The 25,210-nt window shown below is 45.5% G+C and carries 22 protein-coding genes; 5 read left to right on the forward strand and 17 right to left on the reverse strand.

The features are described 5' to 3' along the window. Positions 1-33 precede the first annotated feature (33 nt). The 12 genes from DW947_RS07295 to tsaD form a co-directional block, all read right to left on the reverse strand. Positions 34-1,113: a hypothetical protein gene (locus DW947_RS07295; RefSeq protein ID WP_016273797.1), complete on the reverse strand. Its 1,080-nt coding sequence runs from the start codon at positions 1,111-1,113 to the stop codon at positions 34-36. Positions 1,114-1,120: 7 nt separating this feature from the next. Further along, positions 1,121-1,990 carry a DUF58 domain-containing protein gene (locus tag DW947_RS07300; RefSeq protein ID WP_005827747.1) on the reverse strand — a complete coding sequence of 290 codons (870 nt, stop codon included), beginning with the start codon at positions 1,988-1,990 and terminating at the stop codon, positions 1,121-1,123. Between the two features lie 168 nt (positions 1,991-2,158). Further along, on the reverse strand, positions 2,159-3,154 hold the full coding sequence (locus DW947_RS07305) for an AAA family ATPase (RefSeq protein ID WP_005827745.1): 996 nt from the start codon (positions 3,152-3,154) through the stop codon (positions 2,159-2,161). Positions 3,155-3,347: 193 nt separating this feature from the next. Further along, a complete protein-coding gene (locus DW947_RS07310; RefSeq protein ID WP_117962524.1) occupies positions 3,348-4,529 on the reverse strand; it encodes an HU family DNA-binding protein in 1,182 nt (393 codons plus the stop codon). Between the two features lie 26 nt (positions 4,530-4,555). Further along, positions 4,556-4,828 carry an HU family DNA-binding protein gene (locus DW947_RS07315; protein ID WP_005827742.1) on the reverse strand — a complete coding sequence of 91 codons (273 nt, stop codon included), beginning with the start codon at positions 4,826-4,828 and terminating at the stop codon, positions 4,556-4,558. 78 nt (positions 4,829-4,906) lie between these two features. Continuing rightward, entirely contained in the window at positions 4,907-6,205 is a 1,299-nt protein-coding gene (rimO, locus tag DW947_RS07320; RefSeq protein WP_005837204.1) for a 30S ribosomal protein S12 methylthiotransferase RimO, read from the reverse strand. Beyond that, entirely contained in the window at positions 6,202-7,161 is a 960-nt protein-coding gene (gene ftsY, locus DW947_RS07325; protein ID WP_117962526.1) for a signal recognition particle-docking protein FtsY, read from the reverse strand. Before ftsY ends, rimO begins: the two co-directional genes overlap by 4 nt. Before the next feature lie 250 nt (positions 7,162-7,411). After that, on the reverse strand, positions 7,412-7,570 hold the full coding sequence (locus DW947_RS07330; protein ID WP_005827735.1) for a DUF4295 domain-containing protein: 159 nt from the start codon (positions 7,568-7,570) through the stop codon (positions 7,412-7,414). 14 nt (positions 7,571-7,584) lie between these two features. Beyond that, positions 7,585-7,773: a 50S ribosomal protein L33 gene (rpmG, locus tag DW947_RS07335; RefSeq protein ID WP_002560155.1), complete on the reverse strand. Its 189-nt coding sequence runs from the start codon at positions 7,771-7,773 to the stop codon at positions 7,585-7,587. Between the two features lie 20 nt (positions 7,774-7,793). Beyond that, positions 7,794-8,054 carry a 50S ribosomal protein L28 gene (gene rpmB / locus DW947_RS07340; RefSeq protein ID WP_004291052.1) on the reverse strand — a complete coding sequence of 87 codons (261 nt, stop codon included), beginning with the start codon at positions 8,052-8,054 and terminating at the stop codon, positions 7,794-7,796. Positions 8,055-8,175: 121 nt separating this feature from the next. Then, the gene (locus DW947_RS07345; protein WP_117962528.1) at positions 8,176-8,643 is read right to left on the reverse strand and encodes a CinA family protein; all 468 of its coding nucleotides are present in this window, start codon (positions 8,641-8,643) and stop codon (positions 8,176-8,178) included. Positions 8,644-8,658: 15 nt separating this feature from the next. Further along, on the reverse strand, positions 8,659-9,681 hold the full coding sequence (gene tsaD / locus DW947_RS07350; RefSeq protein WP_005827731.1) for a tRNA (adenosine(37)-N6)-threonylcarbamoyltransferase complex transferase subunit TsaD: 1,023 nt from the start codon (positions 9,679-9,681) through the stop codon (positions 8,659-8,661). A 204-nt stretch (positions 9,682-9,885) separates the two neighbouring features. Here tsaD and DW947_RS07355 point away from each other — a divergent pair, with 204 nt between their 5' ends. Continuing rightward, positions 9,886-14,358 carry a translocation/assembly module TamB domain-containing protein gene (locus DW947_RS07355; protein ID WP_117962530.1) on the forward strand — a complete coding sequence of 1,491 codons (4,473 nt, stop codon included), beginning with the start codon at positions 9,886-9,888 and terminating at the stop codon, positions 14,356-14,358. A 157-nt stretch (positions 14,359-14,515) separates the two neighbouring features. Here DW947_RS07355 and dnaB read toward each other — a convergent pair whose 3' ends face one another. Next, positions 14,516-16,087: a replicative DNA helicase gene (gene dnaB / locus DW947_RS07360; RefSeq protein WP_008664493.1), complete on the reverse strand. Its 1,572-nt coding sequence runs from the start codon at positions 16,085-16,087 to the stop codon at positions 14,516-14,518. Between the two features lie 297 nt (positions 16,088-16,384). Here dnaB and ispE point away from each other — a divergent pair, with 297 nt between their 5' ends. Both ispE and DW947_RS07370 read left to right on the forward strand, forming a co-directional pair. Further along, positions 16,385-17,218, forward strand: a complete 834-nt coding sequence (gene ispE, locus DW947_RS07365) for a 4-(cytidine 5'-diphospho)-2-C-methyl-D-erythritol kinase (protein ID WP_016273799.1) — start codon at positions 16,385-16,387, stop codon at positions 17,216-17,218. Between the two features lie 83 nt (positions 17,219-17,301). Then, on the forward strand, positions 17,302-17,796 hold the full coding sequence (locus DW947_RS07370; protein ID WP_117962532.1) for a PepSY-like domain-containing protein: 495 nt from the start codon (positions 17,302-17,304) through the stop codon (positions 17,794-17,796). A gap of 69 nt (positions 17,797-17,865) precedes the next feature. Here the strand turns inward: DW947_RS07370 and purT are convergent, their stop codons facing one another. Further along, positions 17,866-19,032, reverse strand: a complete 1,167-nt coding sequence (purT, locus tag DW947_RS07375; RefSeq protein ID WP_005827720.1) for a formate-dependent phosphoribosylglycinamide formyltransferase — start codon at positions 19,030-19,032, stop codon at positions 17,866-17,868. A 138-nt stretch (positions 19,033-19,170) separates the two neighbouring features. Further along, positions 19,171-20,688 (reverse strand): DUF4301 family protein, encoded by a 1,518-nt coding sequence (locus DW947_RS07380; protein ID WP_016273801.1) that lies wholly within the window; start codon positions 20,686-20,688, stop codon positions 19,171-19,173. 105 nt (positions 20,689-20,793) lie between these two features. On the opposite strand from DW947_RS07380, the gene DW947_RS07385 reads away from it, so the two are divergent. Together DW947_RS07385 and DW947_RS07390 are read left to right on the forward strand one after the other, a co-directional pair. Next, positions 20,794-23,013, forward strand: coding sequence for a RelA/SpoT family protein (locus tag DW947_RS07385; RefSeq protein ID WP_117962534.1), 2,220 nt, complete (start codon positions 20,794-20,796; stop codon positions 23,011-23,013). 16 nt (positions 23,014-23,029) lie between these two features. After that, on the forward strand, positions 23,030-23,401 hold the full coding sequence (locus DW947_RS07390; RefSeq protein ID WP_005827712.1) for a diacylglycerol kinase family protein: 372 nt from the start codon (positions 23,030-23,032) through the stop codon (positions 23,399-23,401). On the opposite strand, the gene DW947_RS07395 is transcribed toward DW947_RS07390, so the two are convergent. Together DW947_RS07395 and panB are read right to left on the reverse strand one after the other, a co-directional pair. Continuing rightward, positions 23,377-24,354 (reverse strand): MFS transporter, encoded by a 978-nt coding sequence (locus DW947_RS07395; protein WP_044467729.1) that lies wholly within the window; start codon positions 24,352-24,354, stop codon positions 23,377-23,379. The two genes, DW947_RS07390 and DW947_RS07395, sit on opposite strands and share 25 nt — an antisense overlap. Further along, entirely contained in the window at positions 24,335-25,156 is an 822-nt protein-coding gene (gene panB, locus DW947_RS07400) for a 3-methyl-2-oxobutanoate hydroxymethyltransferase (protein WP_025832138.1), read from the reverse strand. Before panB ends, DW947_RS07395 begins: the two co-directional genes overlap by 20 nt. Between the last annotated feature and the right edge of the window lie 54 nt (positions 25,157-25,210).

A 25,210-nucleotide genomic window follows, 5' to 3' on the forward strand; every position in this document is an offset into this window, starting at 1 on the left:
CATGTATATCCGATTGAAGTCACTTTTCCTGTATTAAGCAAAATAATTATACAACTCCAATCCGATATATATCAATGAACTGACAAGGGCTACAGCCAACACTACAATACCCGTTCCCAGCAAAATCTTGGTACGCAAAGAACGTTTCTCGATAATGGTAATCTCCGTAGGCTGCGGCTTGGCATTCTCCTCTTCTTTCTCCTTGGTTTCATTAATAAAGTCAATGGCATTAATCAGGTTAGCGTCATTTTCGTTCATCAATGGATTATGCTTGGCAAATTTCACCAAATCAGCAGTCTGGAACAATTCACGCAAATCCGATATTGCTTCCTTATCTTTCATTTCCAGCAACTTATCTATGATTTCCGTAGAAGTCATTTCCAAAGCATTGAAACCAAAGCGGTCTTTTATATATGTACGAAGAGCATCAGTCAATTCCGTATAATATTCCTTCGGCTCCCCTTTCTGCCATACCTTCTCATTCTTGATACGTTCTATCTCCTGCATAGCCAACTGATGGGGAGGCAGCTTAGGTTCTACCTTCACCTTACGGATAATAGGCTTATTGTCGAAGAAGCGCATTATCAGATAGACAAGTAATATCCCTATCGGGATAATCAGCGCACCACAAGCCATAAGACCATACCAGTCTTCCCAGGCAAAAGGCGCTTGCATCACTGTTTTGGGACCGAAGAACTGTTCCGGATTCTCCGGGTCTAACGGGACATTCACCGAATATACTTTCAAGGCCAACGCTTTGGAGCGATACTTCTCATTATCCACTGTCACTTCCATAGGCGGCAGATAATAAAGAGCCGAGTCGAAAGAGGTAACTGTATACTCTTGAGTTATCAATGCACGCCGGCCATCATTCAGCAGTTGCGTATCCGGCTTGGCCACATCAATAATTTCAACCCCATTCACCAGCGTATCGGTATATACCGGGAATATGGCACGCTTATCGGCATCCAGAGATACTTGAAGCTTTATCTTTGCCTGCTCTCCAATAAGAATCTGCAAAGAGTCAATCGTAGCATCTACCGTTACCGACTGGGCTACTACCCTTCCCGACCATGCTATCAATAACGCTATCAGAAATAAATATCTTTTCATTTTCCGATTAATTTCGTTTCGCAAACAAATTCATCAATGCCTTGACATAATCCTGGTCGGTACGTACCGACACATTGTCGACATTACTCTTGGTAAACGTTTCATTCAATTCCGCCTGCTTGTTCACCCACCAATCATGATGGGCACGGCGCACGGCACGCGAGGAGGTGTCAATCCACTGCTCATGTCCCGTCTCGGCATCCCTAATCTTCATCAGTCCCACGGGTGGCAATTCTTCCACACGACGGTCGTACACCTGAACGGCAACCAGGTCATGCTTACGATTGGCAATGGTCATGGCGTTCTTGAAACTTTCCTGGTCGATGAAGTCGGACAAGACAAATGCCGTACAACGGCGTTTCATCACATTCGTCAGATATTCCAATCCCAAACGGATGTTCGTCCTCCGGCTTTCCGCATGAAAATCTATCAGTTCGCGGATGATGTAAAGTATATGCTTACGTCCCTTCTTGGGCGGAATAAACTTCTCAATCCGGTCCGAAAAGAAGATGACACCAATCTTGTCATTATTCTGAATGGCAGAGAATGCCAGTGTAGCGGCAATTTCCGTCACCATATCCTTCTTCATCTGCTTTACCGTACCGAATTCCAAACTACCGGAAACATCTACCAACAACATCACTGTCAATTCGCGCTCCTCCTCAAACACCTTGACGTAAGGCTTGTTGAAGCGGGCGGTCACATTCCAGTCAATGTCGCGTATGTCGTCGCCAAACTGATACTCGCGCACCTCGGAGAATGCCATACCTCTACCCTTGAAGGCAGAGTGATACTGCCCGGCAAAGATATTGTTGGACAATCCGCGCGTCTTTATCTCAATCTGACGGACTTTCTTCAAAAGTTCTGTTGTTTCCATTGATTTATTTTAATAATCTCATTTAAGCACACAAGCGCAATTTAGTTTATAACAGAAACTTCCCTATGAAAAGGGGTGAGGTTTTCGGTACTCAACCCTAAGGTTTACGACGCTAAGCCTCAGGTATAGGATTGTAAACCTCAAGTTTACGAAAACCTCTATTATGCGTTAGGGCACTTCAACCTTGTTCAGTATCTTGCTGACGATTTCATCAGATGTCATATTGCTGGCTTCCGCCTCGTAAGTCAAGCCGATACGGTGGCGAAGTACGTCGTGTGCCACAGCGCGCACATCCTCCGGAATGACATAACCGCGACGCTTGATGAACGCGTAGCTACGGGCAGCCAAGGCCAAGTTGATGGAAGCACGGGGCGAACCGCCGAAACCAATCATGTCTTTCAGTTCTTTTAAATCATATTTTTCCGGATAACGGGTAGCAAATACAATATCAACAATATATTTTTCTATTTTCTCATCCAGATACACCTGGCGAACCACTTTACGAGCCTCAATAATTTCGTCTGCCTTCAAAATGGGCTTCACTTCAAATTTATCACCATTGATATTCTGACGGATAATCAGTTTCTCCTCTTCCAGCTTCGGATAGTCTATTACGACTTTCAGCATGAAACGGTCCACTTGCGCTTCGGGCAGCGGATAAGTACCTTCCTGCTCGATAGGATTCTGTGTGGCAAGCACCAGGAATGGTTTGGGCAACCCGAAAGTTTCATTGCCGATAGTAACTTGACGTTCCTGCATGGCTTCCAGCAAAGCACTCTGTACTTTGGCCGGAGCACGGTTGATTTCATCGGCCAAAACAAAGTTTGCGAAGACCGGACCTTTTTTTACTTGGAACGTTTCATCCTTCTGGCTGTAAACCATTGTACCTATTACGTCGGCAGGCAACAAGTCAGGCGTAAACTGAATGCGGCTGTATTGCGCATCAATCAACGAAGCAAGCGTCTTGATAGCTAAAGTCTTTGCCAAACCGGGCACACCTTCCAACAACACATGTCCATCGGACAACAAACCAATTAACAACGACTCTACCAGATGCTTTTGTCCTACAATGACCTGGTCCATACCTGTGGTAAGATTGGTAACGAAAGCACTTTGTCTTTCAATCCGCTCATTCAGTTCGCGGATGTCAATTGTTTCAGCCATAAATCAATCTATTTTTTAATGTTTAATTTCTTCATTTATCCGGTTTTGAACCGGCAATTATTTTTTTCGCTCCCAAAAGTACGGGAATAAATTAACCATACCAACTAATTTTTATTAAAAAACTATGCGAAACCTTTTAGATTAAACTACTTTCATAGAGTTTAGTATTTAACAAAAAAGAAGCAGTAATTTTTTACTGCTTCTTGGCTAATTTCGGTATCTTGATAGTGGTACCATAAGGTACATTATCCGGATTCTTGATTACGCCGGGATTATGCTTCACGATATAAGGCCAAAGCGCTTTTGTCCCATAAAAACGAAGCGCTACCCTAGTCAGCGTTTCCCCTTCCTTGATGGTATAAGTGGTTTCTGTTCCCACAATCGTATACCCCACAGAATCCGGTTCAAACGGTGCAACTGTCTTTTTCTGCTCTTTTTTAGGAGCGGGAGACTGTGCCTGTACATTTTCCTTTGGAGTTGTTGTAAGCGCAGGAGTTGTTGTAGCAACAGTTTCTGCCACAGTATCTGTCCGGGCAGGAACTACAACATCTTTTGAAACAATGCTGTCTGTCAAGGCAATATTGTCTTGACCGGCAGGGACATCCACCTTTTCAGTAACAGATTCCTTCACATCCGAGTCTGCAACCTCTTCTACAAGAGGCTTTGCAGTAAGTTTGTCAAGCAAGTCCGGATAATACATGAAAGCTACGGCACCACCACACAACAACACTACAAATACAACGATGCCTATAAAATATTTCATAGTCGAAGAATCTGCCGTATCTTTTATCACTGGCTCAAACGGTTCCGGTTCAACAGCAACTATATTTTCAGGCATTGCTTCAGGTTCAGTTTTTTCCGGTTTCTCCTCTTCAACTTCCGGTTCGGGCTCAACTAACGGCTCTTCGACTACAGTTTCCACCAAAGGTTCTTCTATCGTGGCTTCTTCCACTAAGGCAACCTTCTCCTCCACCTCTTGTTCCGGAGTTTTGATTTCAGTATCTTCATCATCTTCACTGTCATTTTCCTGCAGGGTGTCCTCAAGCACCGTAGCGTCATTCAAAACTACAGTTTCAAAATGCGAAAATGGTCTATTGATAATATCTTTCAAAGCCGGTTCCGGTGTAAACGACACTTTTGTATGCCCTTGTATCTCAAACCTTTCCCCCGTATTCACATTAACGCTTTCACGACTCCCGACATCTATCAGCTTGAAAGTCCCCAAACCTCGTATCTTCACATATTTATCCTTCTCCAAAGACTCCTCAATCAGCTGGAAGAATTCTTTCACAAAACTATCCGCATTCTTCTTGCTCATGCCATGCCTTTCAGCCAGCGTGTCAATCAGGTCTTGTATGTTCAGTTTCTCATTCATAATACGGGAGATTTTTTAAAAGCCGGTTACTTAAACTTATCCTTTAACAATGTACTCGGCTTATAGGTCAACACCAATTTGGGAGGCACCAGCATACGTTGCTTTGTAGTCGGATTCACAGATATACGCTCTGCCTTCTTTTTCACTTCGAATGTACCGAACCCTTGTATAGAGATAATATTCCCCTCCTCCAACTGCCGTGTCATATCTGCCAGCAATGAAGCAACCAGCTCAGAAGTATCTTTCAATGTGTACCCTAACCTCCGCGACAATTCAGAAGTAAACTCTTTGTTATTCAAAATGTAAGCCTTTAAATTGAACTACGGTGCTATATTAGCAAATCTTCTTCACATATGCAAGAAGATAAGGAAAAATCTTTAAATTATTCGTCCAAAAAGGTCGAAATCATCGGAATTTACTATCTCTACGTGGTAAAAGTTACCTATATGCAACGCCCTGTCTCCACGCTCAATCAAAACCTCAGGATCCACTTCGGGAGAATCAAATTCTGTACGTCCAATATAATATTCGCCTTCCAGCCGGTCAATGATTACTTTCATCTGCCTGCCTACTTTCTCCGCACTCAACTCCCCTGAAATGCCTTGTTGAATAGACATTAACTCATCCAAGCGCGCTTGTTTCACTTCCTGGGGAATAGAATCCTCATATTCAGCAGCGGCATACGTCCCTTCTTCTTCCGAATACGCAAAAGCCCCCATTCTATCGAAACGCACTTTACGGACAAACTCTTTCAGCTCCTCAAAATCGGCTTCAGTTTCTCCTGGATGCCCCACCATCAGTGTAGTACGGAGATGAATACCGGGAACCTCCTCACGGAATTGTTCTATCAGCTTATACGTCTCATCCTTCGTCACATGGCGACGCATCTTTTGCAGCATATTGTCACTGATATGTTGCAGGGCAATATCCATATATTTGCATACATTGTCACGCTCGCGCATCACACGGAATAAATCAGCCGGAAAATGTGCCGGATAGGCATAATGCAAGCGTATCCACTCCACTCCGGGAATATCCGAAATCCGCTCAACAAGCTCGGGCAACATTTGCTTCTTATATAAATCTACTCCGTAATAGGTCAACTCCTGGGCTATAACCTGGAATTCCTTTACACCCCGTGCAACCAGATACTTCACCTCGTCAAGTATCTCCTCCATCGGGCGCGACACATGCCGTCCCGTAATGATGGGAATAGCACAATAAGAACATTTACGGTCACACCCTTCGGATATCTTCAAATAGGCATAATGCTTGGGAGTGGTCAATGTGCGCTCTATGTGCAGCTCGTCATGATAGGCCTTTCCCAAATCCTGCAACAACTCTCTCCAATTGAATTTACCATAGAATTTATCCACCTGGGGAATTTCAACGGCCAATTCCTTCAGATAACGTTCCGAAAGGCAACCCATTACATAAAGCTTCTCCAAGTTTCCTTCCTCCTTGGCCTGCGCAAATTCCAGAATCATATTAATGGATTCCTCCTTGGCGTCACCGATGAAACCGCAAGTATTGATTACGGCAATCTGTCCCTTCGGTCTTTCCGCATCATGTGTCACATGGAATCCCACTTCCTCCAACTGACGCATCAAATGTTCCGAATCCACCAGGTTTTTAGAACATCCTAAAGTAATGATATCTATAGTCTTCCGTTTCATGCATTCTCCCCGAACAGTGAATCAACAAATTCCTTTTTACGGAACACCTGCAAATCTTCCATTCCTTCACCCAATCCAATATATTTAACCGGAATTTTAAACTGGTCTGAAATGCCGATGACTACGCCACCCTTGGCTGTTCCGTCCAACTTTGTAACAGCCATTGCCGTAACCTCCGTTGCCAGAGTGAACTGCTTGGCTTGTTCGAATGCATTCTGTCCGGTTGAGCCATCCAACACAAGCAACACCTCATTCGGAGCATCAAGAACAACCTTCTTCATCACATTCTTGATTTTCGTCAGTTCATTCATCAAACCGACTTTATTATGAAGGCGTCCTGCTGTATCTATAATTACCACATCGGCATTATTGGCAGTTGCGGAACTCAGTGTGTCAAAAGCGACAGAAGCCGGGTCAGCACCCATTTTCTGCTTTACAACAGGTACACCTACCCGTTCACCCCATATCACCAACTGCTCCACAGCAGCAGCACGGAAAGTATCGGCAGCACCCAGATAAACAGACTTTCCGGCTTTCTTGAATTGATAAGCCAGTTTGCCAATCGTAGTAGTCTTCCCTACACCATTGACGCCCACTACCATAATGACGTATGGTTTCTTCGCAATCGGTGCTTCAAAGTCATCCACATCCTCCGAATTATTCTCTGTAAGCAACGCTGCGATTTCATCACGTAAAATATGATTCAGCTCAGTGGCATTCATATATTTGTCGGCTGCTGCACGCTTTTCGATACGTTCAATAATTTTCAGTGTCGTTTCCACGCCCACATCCGAAGTTATCAACACCTCTTCCAGATTATCCAATACTTCATCATCAACTTTTGACTTTCCTGCCACGGCACGCGCAATCTTGCCAAACACACTTTCTTTGGTCTTAGATAATCCTTTATCTAATGTTTCCTTTTTTTCCTTGGAGAAAAAACTAAAAAATCCCATACACTAATTATTTTTATGCAACCTGTTTTCGCATTCCCTGCAAAGATAGTGCAAACCGGATGCAGAATAAAATGAACCCGTTCATTTTTTATGCCGAGGTGCAGCCTATCTTCGCATTTTCAGCAAAGATATAACAAAACTGACGAATATTAAAAACTTCGTCCTCTTTTTAAAAAGAAATCCCCTTACCGGAAATACCGACAAGGGGACCTTTATAAGTCATCAGCGCTTTACAGCCACTGTATTTATCTTATTTCTTAAAGAAGTTCTGAACATCTTCATTACGGACCATCTGTTCATCAAAGATGTAAGCACCAGTCTTAGGAGACTTCACCATTTTGATAACCTTTGTATAAGAACGTCCTTCTTTGCTTCCTTCGTGCAAGGTTGCTACCGCTTTCTTTGCCATAAGTTATAGATTTATTATTTAATTTCTTTATGTACTGTCACTCTCTTCAGAATCGGGTTGTATTTCTTCAACTCCAATCTCTCTGTGGTATTCTTTCTGTTCTTCGTCGTAATATAACGAGAAGTACCCGGCATACCGCTATCCTTGTGTTCTGTGCATTCCAGAATCACCTGTACTCTGTTACCTTTTGCTTTCTTTGCCATAATCAGTATTCTCCTCTACTTTAGCCAATAACTTTAATGCTTTTCCAATCACAATAACCTTTAGCTACCGCATCTTTCAAAGCAGCGTCCAGTCCTTTCTTATTAATAATGCGCAAACCATTAGCGCAAATGCTAAGGCTGATCCAGCAATCCTGCTCTACATAGTAGAACTTCTTGTTAAACAAGTTCAAATCAAAGGTTCTCTTTGTTCTTCTCTTTGAGTGTGAAACATTGTTGCCAATCATGGCCTTCTTTCCGGTAATTTGACAAATCTTTGACATTTCTATCTTAATTTTATAGTTTTCTTTTTTGCCTATTTCAAACAGAGCGCAAAGTAAGCACTTTTATCGTTACCAAACAAGTTTTTCTTAAAATAATTCACTGTATGATAGCATTTTTTCCTCATTTCAGCTTCTCACAAAGCAACAAAAGGGCATTTTGAATTGCTTTTTCCACATTTCCCTTTCTTCCCTCGTCTCCCTCCTGCTTCATGGTAACGATTTCATTTTTATAGGCAGCGGCTATCCACACCGTACCCACCGGTTTTTCCGGAGTCCCACCTCCAGGACCTGCAATACCGGAAGTAGCCACTGCACAATCTGTTTTCAGCGTTTTCATCGCACCTTTCACCATTTCTGTAACAGTTTCACGACTTACCGCTCCATGTTTTTCCAATGTTTCGGCAGATACATGCAGCAAAGACATCTTTATTTCATTGGAATACGCCACTATACCACCATTAAAGTATTCCGAACTGCCAGGAACGGAAGTTATCAAAGCGGAAATTCCTCCGCCCGTACAACTTTCTGCGGTGGAAAGGGACAATTTCTTTGCTTTCAGCAACTCTCCTACCTTTTCTTCCAGCTTCATACCTTATTATATATATTATCCTAAAGTCACACGCGAATAAGCAGGTGCTTCCATCGGACAAAAATCCTTATCCATATACTTGAAGTATCCGGTAATGGCAATCATGGCAGCGTTATCCGTTGTGTAGCTGAACTTCGGAATAAATATTTTCCAACCATACTTCCCGGCATGCTCACGGAAAGCATTACGCAATCCGTTATTGGCAGAAACACCTCCGGCAACAGCCACTTCCTTTATTTTATATTGCTTGGCGGCTTTGCGCAACTTATCCATCAAGATATCTACTACGGTAGCTTCCAGCGATGCCGCCAAATCCGTCTTGTGATGTTCGATGAAATCGGGGTCGTCCTTCATCCAGTCGCGCAGAGAGTAAAGAAACGAGGTCTTAAGTCCGCTGAAACTATAATCCAACCCTGGAATATGCGGTTTGCTGAACGAGAAGGCTTTAGGATTACCTTGCCGAGCCAGTTTGTCAATAATCGGACCACCCGGATATCCCAATCCCATTACCTTCGAGCATTTGTCAATGGCTTCACCGGCGGCATCATCAATGGTCTGCCCCAAAATTTCCATATCGTTATAGGCTTTCACCAAGATAATCTGTGAGTTTCCACCGGAAACCAGCAAGCAGAGGAAAGGAAATTCCGGCTGCACATTATCTTCACCTTCTGCTTTAATGAAATGAGCTAACACATGACCAGTCAAATGATTAACATCAATCATAGGAATACCTAATGAACGGGCAAACCCTTTGGCGAAAGATACCCCCACCAACAACGACCCCATCAATCCCGGTCCACGCGTAAAGGCCACAGCACTCAATTCCTCTTTGGTTACTCCGGCGCGTTTCAATGCCTCATGCACTACCGGAACTATATTTTGTTGGTGCGCGCGGGAAGCCAGTTCAGGCACTACCCCGCCGTATGCTTCATGCACAGCTTGGCTGGCCACCACATTCGAAAGCAGATAACCATCTTTGATGACAGCTGCAGAAGTGTCATCACAAGAAGATTCTATTCCCAAGATTATTGTACTCATAATGTTTATTTACGTTTAAACGCTGCAAAAGTAGTGATAAAAGTACGATTCATAACGTATTATTTCATATTTTTGTTGGCTGATTATAAAAATTAACCGCCTATCAGAAAGCTAAAAAAAACAGTACGCTGGGTACTCGGTATTGTATTGGGATTGTATATCGGTACCATATTGTTGCTAAACATTCCATCCGTTCAGCGACAAATGTCTGTATTTGTTGCCAATGAACTGGCTTCCATACTGGACAGCAAGATTTCCATTGGGCGAATAAACATAGGATTGCTGAACCGCATCATCATCGACGATCTGCTCCTGGACGACCAGTCCGGCAAGGAAATGCTGAAGGTGACCCGTCTTTCTGCCAAATTCGATATTCTCCCCCTATTCAGCGGCAAAATATCCATCAGTAACATACAATTGTTCGGCTTTAACATCAATCTGAACAAGCAGACTCCCAAGGATAAACCTAATTTTCAGTTTGTACTCGACGCATTCGCATCCAAAGATACGGTTCAAAAGAAAAACAACCTGGATCTCCGTATCAATTCCTTACTGATACGCCGCGGAAAGGTTTCATATGATGTGCTGTCCGAGAAAGAGACTCCGGGAAAGTTCAATCCACAGCATCTCCGCTTGCGTAACATTATTGCAAACATCTCCCTAAAAGCATTGCAAAATGATTCTATCAATGCTGCCATCAAGCGTCTGAGCATCGAAGAAGAACATTCCGGATTTGAATTGAAGAAACTAAGCCTAAAGGTTATCGGTAATGACCAACGGATGAAAATCGAAAATTTCGCCATCGACCTCCCCAACACCTCTTTGGCAATGGATACTATACACATGGATTATGACAGTCTGGGGGCGTTTGACAATCTTGCCCAAGATGTCCGTTTCTCATTCCATTTGCTGCCCTCTCAAATCGCCTTGCAGGATTTATCGGCTTTTGTTCCGGCTTTTGGTTCTTTTAAGGAAAAATTGCAAGTAGAGGTACAGACAGACGGCACTGTCAATCAACTGAATTGCCCGCACCTTTCCGTCTCTGTCGGAAATCATTTTTATCTGAGGGGAGACGTATCACTACAAGACCTTTCCCATCCGGAAAATGCTTATATATTCGGCAATTTGTCCAATTTGTACGCAGCCCCGGAAGGAATTGCCTTCTTTGTCCGGAATTTCAGCAAGAACTATAATGGAGTACCTCCCGTCCTGCAACACTTAGGAACGGTTTCCTTCCGTGGAGAAGTATCGGGCTACTTCACAGACCTCGTAACTTACGGACAAGTACGCACTGACATCGGAACCATCCAAACTGACGTAAAACTAAGTTCTAACAAAGATAAAGGTTATTTTGCCTATTCCGGTGCAGTGAAAACCAAAGAGTTTGAGCTGGGCAAGATGCTGGGTAACAAAAAACTGGGTAAAGTAACTTTCAATCTGGATGTCAACAGCAGCCATTACGAAAACCAATACCCATCCGTACTGCTGAAAGGGCTGGTTGCCTCCATTGATTACAGCGACTACAATTACGAAAATATCACCCTGGATGGAGAATACAAGCAGGGAGGCTTCACGGGAAAAGTCGCCTTGGATGACACCAATGGTTCTGTTATTTTGAACGGTACCATCAATACCGCCAGTCGGGTACCGACTTTCAACTTTCAGGCAAGCATCGACAAATTTCGTCCTCATGCCCTACATCTGACACCCAACTATGAAGATACGGAAATATCAGTCAAAGTCAAGGCTGACTTCACCGGCGGTTCCATTGACGAGATGAACGGTGAAATCAACGTTGACAGCTTACTGTTCGCAGCTCCGGAAACACAATACTTCCTGGACAATCTGAAGATATCCGCCATCAGAGAAAGCGAAGACCAGAAACGGCTGACCATCCAATCCAACTTTCTCCAAGGTAGCATAGAAGGCGATTATTCTTATCGTACCCTGCCTGCCAGTGTACTGAATATCATGCGTCGTTATATCCCCGCCTTGATTCTGCCAGACAAGAAACCCATAGAGACGGAGAACAATTTCCATTTCGACATGCACATTTACAATACGGAACTACTCTCCACTGTCTTTCAGATTCCGGTAAAAGTATATACCCATTCCACCATTAAAGGATACTTCAATGACAAGGCACAGCGACTCCGTGTAGAAGGCTATTTTCCCCGTCTCCGCTATGAAAACAAATTCATCGAATCCGGAATGTTCCTTTGCGAGAATCCCGGTGACCAGTTCCATACACGCCTACGCTTCAGCAACCGCAAATCAAGCGGCGCTGTCAATATAGCTTTAGAAGCGCAAGCCCAGAACAACAGCATACAGACCACGCTGAACTGGGGTAACAGCAGCACTGTAACCTACAGCGGGAAACTCGCCGCCGTCGCCCACTTCATCCGTGAACAGAAAGAAGCGAATGAAAACAAGAGGAAACTTCCCCCCTTAAAAACCGTCATTGATGTCCAGCCCACCAACGTGATACTGAACGATACGCTATGGGATATACATCCCTCCCAAGTGGTACTCGACTCCGGCAAAGTGTATGTCAATGATTTCTACTTCAGCCATAAAGACCGGCACTTGCGTATCAATGGTATCGTTTCACCACAACCCGAAGATACAGTACGTCTGGATTTGAAGGAAATCAACATCGGTTATGTGTTCGACATTGCAGACCTCGGAGTCAATTTCAAAGGAGAAGCCACCGGTCCGGCTTTCGCCAGCGGAGTACTGGAAACCCCCGTCATGAGCACCGACTTGTTTATCCGCAATCTCGGATTGAACGAAGGCTTGCTGGGTGATGCCAACATACACGGAGAATGGCACCACGACGTGAAGGGCATCTATCTGGATGCCCATATCCGGGAGAAAGATATCGCCAAAAGCCATGTGTATGGCTATGTCTATCCCTTGAAGCCCACCAGTTCATTGGATCTCCAAATTGAAGCGGGCGGTACCAACTTGAAGTTTATACATCATTATATGAGCAGCATCACGCCCGAATTCAACGGACGTGCCACCGGCCATGTACATTTCTATGGCAAATTCAAGGCTCTCACCATGGAAGGGCGTGTATTCGGCGATGCTTCCATGAAGGTAGACGTGCTCAACACCACTTTCTCCGTCAAAGACAGCATCTACATCGAGCCCGGCGGGTTGACCTTCCGCAACAACCGCATTTTCGACACGCAAGGGCATCAAGGCAGCATGAGCGGCTATCTGCACTATCAGCATTTCAAGAACCTGGAGTACCGTTTCAATTTCAATGTCAACGACATGCTGGTGATGAATACCAAAGAATCACCAGACTATCCCTTCTACGGCACCGTCTACGGTACGGGGAATGCCACTATTGCCGGTAATGCCCAAGATGGCGTTAACATTGACGTTGCAATGACTACCAATCGTAACACCACCTTTACCTATATAAAGGATAACGTATCTACAGCGGTCAGCAACCAGTTCATCAAGTTTGTGGACAAGACGCCACGCCGTGCCGTACAAGACTCTGTCCGCCTTTCCGACTACGAGATTGCCCAAAAGGAAATCGAGGAAGAGAAAGAGAGCGACACTGACATCCGGCTGAATCTCTTGGTAGACGCCACCCCCGACGCTACCATGAAGATTATCATGGACCCTATCGCCGGCGACTATATCAGTGGACGGGGAACCGGAAATATCCGTACTGAGTTCTTCAATAAAGGAGATGTAAAGATGTTCGGCAGTTACCGAATAAGCCAGGGAGTCTATAAATTCAGTCTGCAAGAGGTTATCCGAAAGGACTTTATTATCAGGGATGGAAGTACCATTACATTCAACGGTTCGCCGCTGGATGCCACTCTGGACATAAAAGCAGGCTATACGGTCAACTCAGCATCCTTAAATGACCTGATGCCCAACGAGGCAACCTCCGGCTACATCAGCCAGACAAATGTAAAAGTGAACTGTATGATGGACCTTACCGGACAATTGACTTCACCCGATGTAAAATTCGACATCGAGCTGCCCAACGAACGCGATGAAGTGCAGGCCATTGTCCGTAACTATATTCCTACTGACGAGCAAATGAACATGCAGATACTCTATCTGTTGGCTATCGGCAAGTTCTATACCCCGGAAAACTTGGGAGCCACCCAGAATTCGAATATGATGTCCAGTGTTGTTTCATCCACCCTTTCCGGACAGTTGAATAACGCTTTATCAAACATTCTCGATGTCAATAACTGGAACTTCGGCACCAATTTCAGTACCGGTGAAAGAGGCTGGACAGACATGGAGTTCGAGACCATGCTTTCGGGACAATTATTGAATAACCGACTACTTATCAATGGTAATTTTGGCTATCGTGACAATCCGATGGCAAATACCAATTTTGTGGGAGACTTTGAAGCAGAATGGCTCGTCAACCGTTCCGGAGACATCCGCCTGAAAGCGTACAACGAAACAAACGACCGCTACTACACCCGGACAAATCTGACAACACAAGGTATTGGCATTATCTTCAAAAAGGATTTCAACAAATGGAGTGAGCTCCTTTTCTGGAACAGATGGAAACTCAACCGGCTGAGAAAGGAACAAGAAATAAAACAAGATACTCTATCCTCTGATAAAATAAACACAGAACAGCAGATGCCCGAGGCACAATCAAAACGGAAAAGGGAGCAAAAGTAAGATTGACGTTCTTACTGTCCACATTGAAGATTTTAGAATAAGTAAATAGGCTCAAATACAGTATTTAACATGGCTACACCCTTTGTACCTAAAGGTGTAGCCATCACTCTACGATGGTATAGGCATTCAAGGCAAAGGGTGTAGCCATAAAAATACATCAGAAAGGTAATGGCCCGTCCGACCCCACACCTCCAAACGGGTTGTCCGTCTGTGGCGGAAAATCAGCAGCCGATGGAGGTGGCGGTGTTGCCGTACTTCCGATAGGCGCATTCATACGTGAACCGAATGTAGCTCCTCCACCCTCCGTCGGAGGTGGAATAACCATATCATCCTCGGGATTCTGGAAACGGGTGTACTGTCCGATAAACCTCAGACGCACATCCCCCACGGCACCGTTACGGTGCTTTGCTATGATGATTTCCGCCATACCGCGCAAGTCACTGCCATCGGCAGAAGTATAAATCTTGTAATATTCGGGACGGTGAATGAAGCACACCATATCGGCATCCTGCTCGATGGCACCGGATTCACGAAGGTCGCTCAACTGGGGACGCTTGCCTTCCTCGCCTTCACGGTTCTCCACACCACGGTTCAACTGCGACAGAGCGATGATAGGAATGTTCAGCTCCTTGGCCAAACCTTTCAATGAACGCGAAATGGTACTAACTTCTTCCTGACGGCTACCGAAAGACATTCCGCTTGCATTCATCAGCTGAAGGTAGTCGATGATGATAATCTTTACTCCGTGCTCACGTACCAGACGCCGTGCCTTCGTACGGAGTTCGAATACCGACAAAGAAGGCGTATCATCCACATAAAGCGGAGCATCCAGCAAGTCACGCAGTTTGTAATCCAACTGCTGCCATTCATAGTCTGCCAACTGGCCACTCTTGATTTTCTCACTCGGAATCTCGCACACGTTGGATATCAAACGGTTCACCAGCTGCACGTTACTCATTTCAAGCGAGAACAGCGCTACAGGATTGCGGAAATTCACGGCAATGTTTTTCGCCATGGAAAGTACGAACGCCGTTTTACCCATGGCAGGACGGGCTGCAATAATGATGAGGTCGGACTTCTGCCATCCGGAAGTCATCTTGTCCAGCTTGGTATACCCACTTTCCAAGCCACTCAAACCATCGGTACGGGCAGCAGCTTTCTGAATCAAATCATAGGCTTCGGCAATGACAGGATTAATTTGTGTATAATCCTTCTTCATGTTCTGCTGGGAAATCTCGAACAGTTTTCCTTCGGCCTCCTGCATCAGGTCGTCCACATCCAGCGTCTCGTCGAAAGCCTTGCTCTGGATATTGCTGGTAAAAGTAATCAATTCACGTGCCAAAGCTTTCTGCGCAATGATACGTGCATGGTATTCGATGTGTGCAGAAGATGCCACCTTACTGCTAAGTTGGGTAATATAGAACGGGCCGCCCACTTCCTCCAATTCTCCCCGCTTGGAAAGCTGCTCCTTCACGGTGAGGATATCGACCGGCTTCTGATTCACGGCCAAATCGGTAATAGCGGAATATATCAACTGATGTCTATGCTCATAGAATGACTCCGGACGAAGAATTTCACTTACCAGCGAATAAGCGTCCTTCTCAATCATCAAGGCTCCCAAGACAGCTTCTTCCAGCTCCGGCGCTTGCGGCTGGATACGTCCGTAGTCTGTTACGGGCTGTGGTGCCTTTCCTTTCGGAGTACGGGATGTTCTTCTTTGTTCTGCCACTTTAAGAATTAAAAATTGAAAATTAAAAATTAAATGAATTTCCCTTTTAGAAAGGGAAAGCAAAGATAGTGCAAACCGAATACATAACTTTCATGCTTGCATGAAAAAGTTATGTTGAGGTGCAGCCTATCTTCGCTCGTATGGCAAAGATAAGCGAATTTATTTATAAGCAGTAAATAAATCATTGTTAAGTTTTCAATCTACTATGAACAGAAATCACTAACTTTGTCTTCGGAAGCTGCACTCCAATAGCTTCTCCTTTTAATTTTAAATTATTAATTCTTAATTTTCAACGCCATGCTGACTTTTCCAAATGCCAAAATAAACCTGGGACTGAATATCACAGAAAAGCGTCCGGACGGATACCATAATCTGGAAACCATTTTCTATCCGGTTCCCATAGAAGATGCTTTGGAAATAAATATCTTGAACGAAGGAAACGGAAAGTTCCGTCTGCATCAAGCAGGTCTGGAAATTGAGGGAGAAGCAGAGAGTAACCTGGTAGTGAAAGCCTACAAGTTACTGGATGACCGGTTCAACCTTCCTCCGGTAGATATTCATCTCTTCAAGCATATTCCCTCGGGAGCCGGACTGGGTGGCGGTTCGGCCGATGCAGCCTTCATGCTGAAGCTTCTGAATAATAAGTTTGAACTCGGACTGCCGGATGACACTCTGGAAGAGTATGCCGCCAAGCTGGGTGCCGATTGTGCCTTCTTCATCAAAAACCGTCCGACTTACGCAGAAGGTATCGGAAACATATTTTCTCCCCTTCCCCTCTCACTGAAAGGATATCGGATATGGTTGGTGAAGCCGGACATTTTCGTCTCTACACGGGATGCCTTTGCAAAAATAAAACCGCATCATCCGGAAATGTCCTTGAAAGAAATTGCCCAACTTCCCGTAGAAGAATGGAACGGACGAATGGTCAATGACTTTGAAGAAAGCGTATTCCCCCAATTCCCGGCTATTGGAGAAATCAAGGAAGAGATGTACCGGCAAGGAGCTGTATATGCCTCCATGAGTGGTTCGGGGTCATCTGTTTACGGATTATTCAAGGAAGATGCCGTATTACCGGAAGTGGATTTCGGAGAAAAAACTTTTGTATACAAAGGCCAGTTCACTGATATTTAAAAATGCATCAACCAATATACTGATTTCCGGAAACAAAAATACAACAAGGTTGTTCTTACAGAAAACTCAAAACAACCTTGATTATGAAAAAGTTCAAATTCTGTATTCTGGCAGGACTACTTGCCTTGCTGTCGGTGTCCGCTTTTGCGGAAGGACGTCTTCCTGCAAATATACAAACAGCTTTTCAAACGCTCTATCCTCAAGCAACGGATGTGGAATGGGAGCAAATCGCCGGTTGCTACGTGGCAGAATTTATTGCAGATGGTCAGGAAATTGATGTCTGGTTCAATAAACAAGCGGAGTGGGTTATGACTGAAACGGATGTAGAGTCACTGGAAAAAGTGCCGGCTCCCGTGGCAGAAGCATTCATGAGCAGTACAATGACCGGCATGAGATTAAGGGATATAAGAATCATCACCTTTCCCAAACATCCCACAGTGATAATAATTGAGGTGGAACAATACAATTCCGATGAAGAATTCCAACTGTTCTATGCTCCGGATGGAAAACTATTACAAAGCCTCGATGTAACAGAACTTGGAGGAGAGATTTATCCCGGACTCTTTTTCAATGATTAATACTGACGATTGGTGATTTGTTGATGGTATCCATTCATCAACAAATCACCAATCATTCATCACTAATCATTAATATACCTCTACCCTATCAGCAATACGCTTCGCTTTGTCGCGCAGCGTGTCAAGATCACTGTCAAGAGGTGCATAACACAGCACTACACCCATACGGCGGTTTACGCGGGTAGTAGGCTTACCAAAAATACGCAGATAAGTATCCTCTTCTTTCGTAACCTCTTCCATGCCACGATAATTGGGACGTTCCTGACTGGCTATCGGAGAAAGGATGACAGCACTGGCTCCTATACGCTCCTGCTTGATGCCAGGGATAGGCAGACCAAGCACCGCACGACAGTGCAATTCAAACTCATTCAGATTCTGGGTTCCGGCCAGGGTTACCATACCCGTATCGTGCGGACGTGGAGAGAGTTCGGAGAAATAGACACCGTTCTCATGGCTGAGAAAGAATTCCACTCCCCACAATCCGGCACCGGTCAAGGCACGGGTCACTTTCTCTGCCATATCCTGCGCCTCCCTTAGATGGGCAGGGTCAATATGGGCAGGCTGGAAGCTTTCACGATAGTCCCCACCCTTCTGTACATGGCCGATAGGCGGGCAGAACAAGGTCGGACCATTCTTCTGCGTTACGGTGAGCAGTGTTATCTCACTGTCGAACTTGATGAACTCTTCAATGATAAGTTCTTTGATGTCTCCACGGCTACCATTACAGCCATACTCCCAGGCATGCTCCAGTTCGTCGGCACTCTTTACGAGAGACTGGCCTTTACCGGAAGAGGACATCAGCGGTTTCACCACACACGGGAAACCTATCTTTTCAGCAGCAGCTTTCAGTTCATCCAAAGATTTGGCATAAAAATATTTAGCAGTCTTCAATCCCAGCTCTTTAGCTGCAAGGTCACGTATTGCTTTACGGTTCATGGTAAAGTTCACGGCGCGTGCACTGGGCACTACCTGAATGCCTTCTTTCTCGAAATCATACAGACGTTCTGTACGGATAGCCTCAATTTCCGGAACAATAATATCCGGCTGGTGTTTGCGTACTACACGTTCCAAAGCATCTCCATCGAGCATGCTGAATACCTCACATTCATCTGCCACTTGCATGGCAGGCGCTCCGGCATACGAGTCGCAAGCAATGATATACTGGCCCTTACGTTGGGCGGAAATAACAAACTCCTTGCCCAACTCACCGGAACCTAACAATAAAATCTTTTTCATCAATTCTTTTATTTACAATTTTATATATTTACGATTTGACGACGTACGATGTACGATTAGAGTTACTTTAGACAATAAACCGCCACAAGCCAAAGCAATCCCAATCGTACATCGTAAATCGTCTAATAGTAAATCCTCTTATTGGTGTTGTTCTCTCAACAAGTCATTCACCGTCTTTACCGGATTGAATGTAGTCAGAGGCACTTCTACAAATACTGTGTTCCAATCACTCATGGCCCCGTTCCACAAACCGGGAAGTTCAAGCGCCTTCAGGTCCTTGCCGTTCTTGGACTTATAAGAGATGAAGCCTGTCGCTTTATCCACATACTTCACAAGATTGAACTTATGTCCTTTATAGTCACGTACGGCGCAAACCAAATCCACCGGATTGAAATGGGTACCTTTTTCAAACATTTCCTTCTTTTCCGGGTCGTCCATATCAATCTGCGAACTTTCCAGAATCTGCAGAGAGATAGTACCGTCACTGTTGTATGCCAGGAACGGACCTCCGCCCGGTTCGCCTACGTTCTTCACCATACCGCAAACACGCATCGGACGGTTCAGCTTCTCTTTCAGATATATAACCAACTCGGCATCTTCCAGATTCTTTGTCTCCGGATTCTTGCAATAGAGTTGTTTCTGCAGGAATTGCAGAACTTCAAGAATTTGCTCGTGTGTATACTTCCCGCTGTCAAGCAACTGCAGATAAGCAAACGCTCTCTGCTGTAACGCTACCAGCACACCGGCAATCAGTTTCTTATATAATACGGTGTCACCTTTCAGCTTGTCGGGTACCACATTGTCTATATTCTTTATGAAGATAATATCCGCATCAAGGTCATTCAAGTTTTCAATCAAGGCGCCATGACCGCCGGGACGGAACAACAATTTGCCATTGTCGCGGAAGGGTTTGTTTTCCATATCGGCGGCAATGGTATCGGTGCTCGGCTTCTGTTCCGAAAAAGAGATGTTATAATCCACCCCATACTTCTTTGCATAAGCGGCAGCCTTTTCGTCTACCAAAGCCTTGAACAAGGCACGATGTTCGGGCGAAACCGTGAAATGCACATTCACCTTACCGTTCTTATTGGCAGCATACAATGCTCCTTCTACCAAGTGCTCTTCCAGCGGCGTGCGGCTACCGTCTTCATACTTATGGAACTTAAGCAATCCTTTGGGCAGAGCACCATAGTTCAGTCCGGCCCCTTCGAGTAAGGCAGCAACAACCGCCTTGTAGTTTCCAGCGGCAACCAAAGTCGGTATATCCTTTCCGGCAGTCCTCTGGCAAGCGGTATTCAAGTCATCATAGAAGGCAAACTTCTCTATTTTCTCAAAGAAAGTCTTTTCAAAGTTTGTCTGGGGAGTGTCATAGTCTGCCCCGAGAAATTCAAACAAGTTCTTGAACATACGGCTGGCAGCACCCGAAGCAGGCACAAACTTCACCACCACTTTATCGGTTTGTGTATATGCCTCCCACGCATCCAGGTATTTCTTCTGTTCATCCGTATCCGGAGCCAGTATACCCTTTTCTACAGAAGCAGCGGCAGACAGCTTCAAGTATGGAAAACCTTTTTCGAAACAAGCCAACTGTTCAGCTATTTGTTCTTCGGAGATGCCTTTATTTTCGAGCAACTCTTTGTCTTGCGGTGTTATCATAATATCTTGTTTTATTAATTCATGCCCAAAAATACAAAAAAAGCAGAACTGCCGTCAAGAAAATGAAGAAAAAACTTACCTTTGAAGCATAAAATACGGACGATTATGGAAACTGATGAATTTTTCACTATCAAAGAGAAAGATTTACTCTTCTCGCTCTACCGCAAACTGTTGCAACTTTCCGGAGAAACCCTCCAGAAGGGGGACTGCAAAAAGCTGAAAACACATCTTGTCAATACTATACAGAACAACCGTATCCAGCGTGATATATTCGGTTTGAATCCCGTCATCAAAGATATGCAGACGGCTGTCATTGTAGCGGAAGAAATCGGAATGAAGCGTGCTTCTATCCTGGGGCTCATGCTGCACGACTCCGTGCGCTGCGGCACTTGCACTGCTCTTGAAGTAGAGCAAATCTATGGCGAGGATGTGGCAGGCATCATCCGGGGATTGATACGTGTAAACGAACTTTATTCCAAAAGCCCTACCATCGAGTCCGAGAATTTCCGCAACTTGTTGCTGACTTTCGCCGAGGACATGCGTGTCATTCTCATCATGATTGCCGACCGCGTAAACATCATGCGGCAAATCAAGGACTGCGAAAATGACGAAGCCCGTCGGCAGGTAGCCAACGAAGCGGCTTATCTCTATGCACCCCTTGCCCATAAGCTGGGTCTGTACAAATTGAAGTCGGAACTGGAAGACCTCTCATTGAAATACACAGAAAAGGAAGTTTACTACCATATCAAGGAAAAACTGAATGAGACCAAGGCATCGCGTGACAAGTACATTGCCGCCTTCATTGCACCGGTACAGAAGAAGCTCGAAGAAGCCGGACTGAAGTTCCATATCAAAGGACGCACCAAGTCCATCCACTCCATCTACCAGAAAATGAAGAAGCAGAAATGCCCCTTCGAAGGCGTGTATGACCTGTTCGCCATCCGCGTCATCCTGGACTCTTGCCTGGAAAAGGAGAAACTGGAATGTTGGCAGGCCTACTCCATCGTAACAGATATGTACCAGCCTAACCCGAAAAGGCTACGCGACTGGTTGTCCGTACCTAAAAGCAACGGATATGAATCACTGCACATCACCGTGATGGGCCCCGAAGGCAAATGGGTGGAAGTACAAATACGTACCGAACGCATGGATGATATTGCCGAACGAGGCCTGGCCGCCCATTGGCGATACAAAGGAGTGAAAGGTGAATCTGGTCTTGACGAATGGCTGACTTCCGTACGCGAAGCCTTAGAGAGCTCGGACAGCAACGGACTGGAAACGATGGACCAGTTCAAACTGGATTTGTACGAAGACGAGGTATTTGTATTTACCCCCAAAGGTGATTTGTTCAAACTTGCCAAAGGCTCCACCGTGCTCGATTTTGCGTTCCACATCCATAGCAAACTGGGCTGCAAATGTATCGGTGCAAAAGTGAACGGCAAGAATGTACAGCTGAAGCAAATGCTGCATAGCGGTGACCAGGTGGAGATAATGACATCGAATACGCAGACGCCCAAGCAGGACTGGCTGAACATCGTAACCACCTCCAAGGCACGCACCAAAATACGCCAGGCATTGAAGGAAATGGCTGCACGCCAGCACGCCTTCGCTAAGGAAACCCTGGAACGCAAGTTCAAGAACCGGAAGATAGAGTATGATGAAGGAACCATGATGCGCCTCATCAAGCGCCTCGGTTTCAAGATAGTGACCGACTTCTATCAAGCCATAGCCGATGAAGAACTGGATGTCAACGAGATTATAGACAAATACCAGGAACAGCAAAGACGGGAAAATGATACGCGCGACGATATTGTCTACCGCAGTGCTGAAGGCTATAACCTTCAACAAGGCATACCGGAAGAGATAGGTACCAAAGAAGATGTACTGGTCATTGATCAAAATCTGAAAGGATTGGATTTCAAGTTGGCACGCTGCTGCAATCCCATCTATGGAGATGATGTATTCGGCTTTGTCAGTGTGACGGGAGGTATCAAGATACACCGTTGCGATTGTCCCAATGCCAGTGATTTGCACTCACGTTTCGGCTACCGTATCGTGAAGGCACGCTGGGCCGGAAAGTCACAAGGTACACAGTACCCCATCACCCTGCGCGTAGTGGGACACGATGACATCGGCATCGTGACCAACATCACTTCCATCATTTCCAAAGAAACGGGTATTACTTTGAGAAGCATCGGCATTGACTCGCATGACGGGCTGTTCTCCGGAACACTGACCATCATGGTGAGCGATACGGGACATCTGGAAGCACTTGTCAAGAAACTGAGAACAGTAAAGGGAGTGAAACAGGTTTCAAGGAATTAAGCAACAACTATAATCCATGAAGTACGACTTTAAAAAGCAGTTGCGCAGTTTCGGATATGCTTGGAAAGGTATCCGGTGTTGCATAGGAAAAGAACAGAACCTGAGCTTCCATCTGATAGCTACGGCTGTGGTAGTCATTGCAGGATTCGTTTTAGGCATTACCCGCATGGAGTGGATGATAATCATTCTCTGCATCGGAGTGGTGATAGCAGCCGAACTGTTCAATACCGCCATTGAGAAGCTGGTCGACCTGGTGTCTCCCCAACAGCATCCCGTGGCAGGGCAAGTAAAAGACATAGCCGCCGGAGCAGTACTGGTATGTGCTGCAACGGCGGCCATTATAGGATTGATTGTATTTATCCCTTACCTCACCCGCTTCTTCTTATAATAAGGATAGGTCAGAAGTACAAAGAAAAATACGGCAAGCATAGCAGCAACAGACGCCACATGGTATATCTGCGCTTTGTCCATCAGGTGGCAAGCCACAGCCATGCCCACCAGCAGCCCTGCCTCCATAGACAAATGACAAGTGGTGTTTGCCGTTCCACGCTGGCAATGGTGCGACAGCTTGACGAACATCTTCATGAACGGGACTGTAATGAACACCAATACAGCCAATGCCGCCAATGACCAGTAATCGCCCACAAACATCAGTGGCAGCAACGCTCCCGGTACAAAAGCAATCAGTAGCATATTGATGGCAGGTACCCATGCACGCGGCAATAAGAAGCGGTCCATATTGCACAACGACACGCCTATCGGAGCACGGAAAGCCACATATACCCTCGATGCGAAAAATATGCTAGCCAGTCCGGCCGCTACGGACAGATAGGTCACCATACGGAAACCATACATCTTATACATTCCAATGCCCAACACAACACCCACCAGCATGCCCAAGCGTGCAGCCCATGCATATACCATGTTTCCTGCGCTGCGGCGCGCGGAAGTCGTTATGTCGATGGCCACCGTAATGCCCGCTGTGGTTGCCAGCCCGAAACATGCTCCCTGCACAGCGGCAAGCAGCAGAAATTTCGTATAACCATCCACAAAGGCATATCCCAGAACAGCCGCCAGCATAATGAGTGCGGAGTAAAGGAGCACGTGTTTCCTTTTATATTCATCGACCAGATAGGCATGGAAAGGACCGACAGCAAACATGGCCACCACAAAGACCAGAAACATGCTGCCCGCCTGCCCGACGGAAACACCCAACTGCTCTCCCATCACAAAAGGAAGCAAAGGGAAAAGCATATAGACGGATATGAACAGCAACAGATTTGCCGTACACATCCGCCAAAAATTGAGTGTCATGAGTTTGTTAGTACTGTTCTTTCTCATTCGGGAAATCTAAATTCTTCACATCGGATACATAACGGCTGATGGCATCCGTCATCACTGTATGCAGGTCGGCATAGCGACGCAGGAAACGGGGACGAAAACCGTTATTCATACCCAGCATATCCTGAACCACCAACACCTGGCCGTCCACATCGCCACCGGCACCGATGCCTATAACGGGTATAGTCAGCTCGCTTGCCACGCGGGCAGCCAATGCGGCAGGAATCTTCTCCAATACCAGTCCGAAGCATCCGGCTTCTTCCAGCAAATGCGCATCGCGTACCAGTTTCTCGGCTTCGGCATCATCCTTGGCACGGACCGTATATGTTCCATACTTGTTGATGGATTGGGGCATCAGTCCGAGATGTCCCATGATGGGAATACCGGCGCTGAGGATACGCTTCACCGTACCGATGATTTCCTCGCCTCCCTCCAGTTTGAGGGCGTCGGCATGGCTTTCTTTCATAATACGGATAGCGGAAGCCAATCCCTCCAGTTCGTTGCCCTGATAAGAGCCGAAAGGCATGTCGACAATGACCATGGCACGCTTCACACCGCGAACCACGGATTTGCCATGATAAATCATCTGGTCGAGCGTGATGGGAAGCGTGGTGACATTGCCTGCCATTACATTGGAAGCGGAATCTCCCACCAGAATCACGTCTACCCCGGCACCGTCCACAATCTGCGCCATAGTATAGTCATAAGATGTCAACATTGATATCTTTTCGCCTCTTTGCTTCATTTCAACAAGGCGATGTGTAGTCACTTTACGAGTGTCGTCTGAAATATAACCCATGATAGTATTTACAATTTGGCAATTTACAATTTACAATTACTCAATTTAATTTTCGGC

Source organism: Bacteroides sp. AM44-19 (assembly GCF_003603395.1).
GTDB lineage: Bacteria > Bacteroidota > Bacteroidia > Bacteroidales > Bacteroidaceae > Bacteroides > Bacteroides uniformis.

Excerpts from the sequence above, each read along its gene's own strand:
- DW947_RS07295 (WP_016273797.1), bottom strand. The coding sequence starts at position 1,113 with ATGAAAAGATATTTATTTCTGATAGCGTTATTGATAGCATGGTCGGGA.
- DW947_RS07300 (WP_005827747.1), bottom strand. The coding sequence starts at position 1,990 with ATGGAAACAACAGAACTTTTGAAGAAAGTCCGTCAGATTGAGATAAAG.
- DW947_RS07305 (WP_005827745.1), bottom strand. The coding sequence starts at position 3,154 with ATGGCTGAAACAATTGACATCCGCGAACTGAATGAGCGGATTGAAAGA.
- DW947_RS07310 (WP_117962524.1), bottom strand. The coding sequence starts at position 4,529 with ATGAATGAGAAACTGAACATACAAGACCTGATTGACACGCTGGCTGAA.
- rimO (WP_005837204.1), bottom strand. The coding sequence starts at position 6,205 with ATGAAACGGAAGACTATAGATATCATTACTTTAGGATGTTCTAAAAAC.
- ftsY (WP_117962526.1), bottom strand. The coding sequence starts at position 7,161 with ATGGGATTTTTTAGTTTTTTCTCCAAGGAAAAAAAGGAAACATTAGAT.
- DW947_RS07330 (WP_005827735.1), bottom strand. The coding sequence starts at position 7,570 with ATGGCAAAGAAAGCGGTAGCAACCTTGCACGAAGGAAGCAAAGAAGGA.
- rpmG (WP_002560155.1), bottom strand. The coding sequence starts at position 7,773 with ATGGCAAAGAAAGCAAAAGGTAACAGAGTACAGGTGATTCTGGAATGC.
- rpmB (WP_004291052.1), bottom strand. The coding sequence starts at position 8,054 with ATGTCAAAGATTTGTCAAATTACCGGAAAGAAGGCCATGATTGGCAAC.
- DW947_RS07345 (WP_117962528.1), bottom strand. The coding sequence starts at position 8,643 with ATGAAGCTGGAAGAAAAGGTAGGAGAGTTGCTGAAAGCAAAGAAATTG.
- tsaD (WP_005827731.1), bottom strand. The coding sequence starts at position 9,681 with ATGAGTACAATAATCTTGGGAATAGAATCTTCTTGTGATGACACTTCT.
- DW947_RS07355 (WP_117962530.1), top strand. The coding sequence starts at position 9,886 with ATGTCTGTATTTGTTGCCAATGAACTGGCTTCCATACTGGACAGCAAG.
- ispE (WP_016273799.1), top strand. The coding sequence starts at position 16,385 with ATGCTGACTTTTCCAAATGCCAAAATAAACCTGGGACTGAATATCACA.
- DW947_RS07370 (WP_117962532.1), top strand. The coding sequence starts at position 17,302 with ATGAAAAAGTTCAAATTCTGTATTCTGGCAGGACTACTTGCCTTGCTG.
- purT (WP_005827720.1), bottom strand. The coding sequence starts at position 19,032 with ATGAAAAAGATTTTATTGTTAGGTTCCGGTGAGTTGGGCAAGGAGTTT.
- DW947_RS07380 (WP_016273801.1), bottom strand. The coding sequence starts at position 20,688 with ATGATAACACCGCAAGACAAAGAGTTGCTCGAAAATAAAGGCATCTCC.
- DW947_RS07385 (WP_117962534.1), top strand. The coding sequence starts at position 20,794 with ATGGAAACTGATGAATTTTTCACTATCAAAGAGAAAGATTTACTCTTC.
- DW947_RS07390 (WP_005827712.1), top strand. The coding sequence starts at position 23,030 with ATGAAGTACGACTTTAAAAAGCAGTTGCGCAGTTTCGGATATGCTTGG.
- DW947_RS07395 (WP_044467729.1), bottom strand. The coding sequence starts at position 24,354 with ATGAGAAAGAACAGTACTAACAAACTCATGACACTCAATTTTTGGCGG.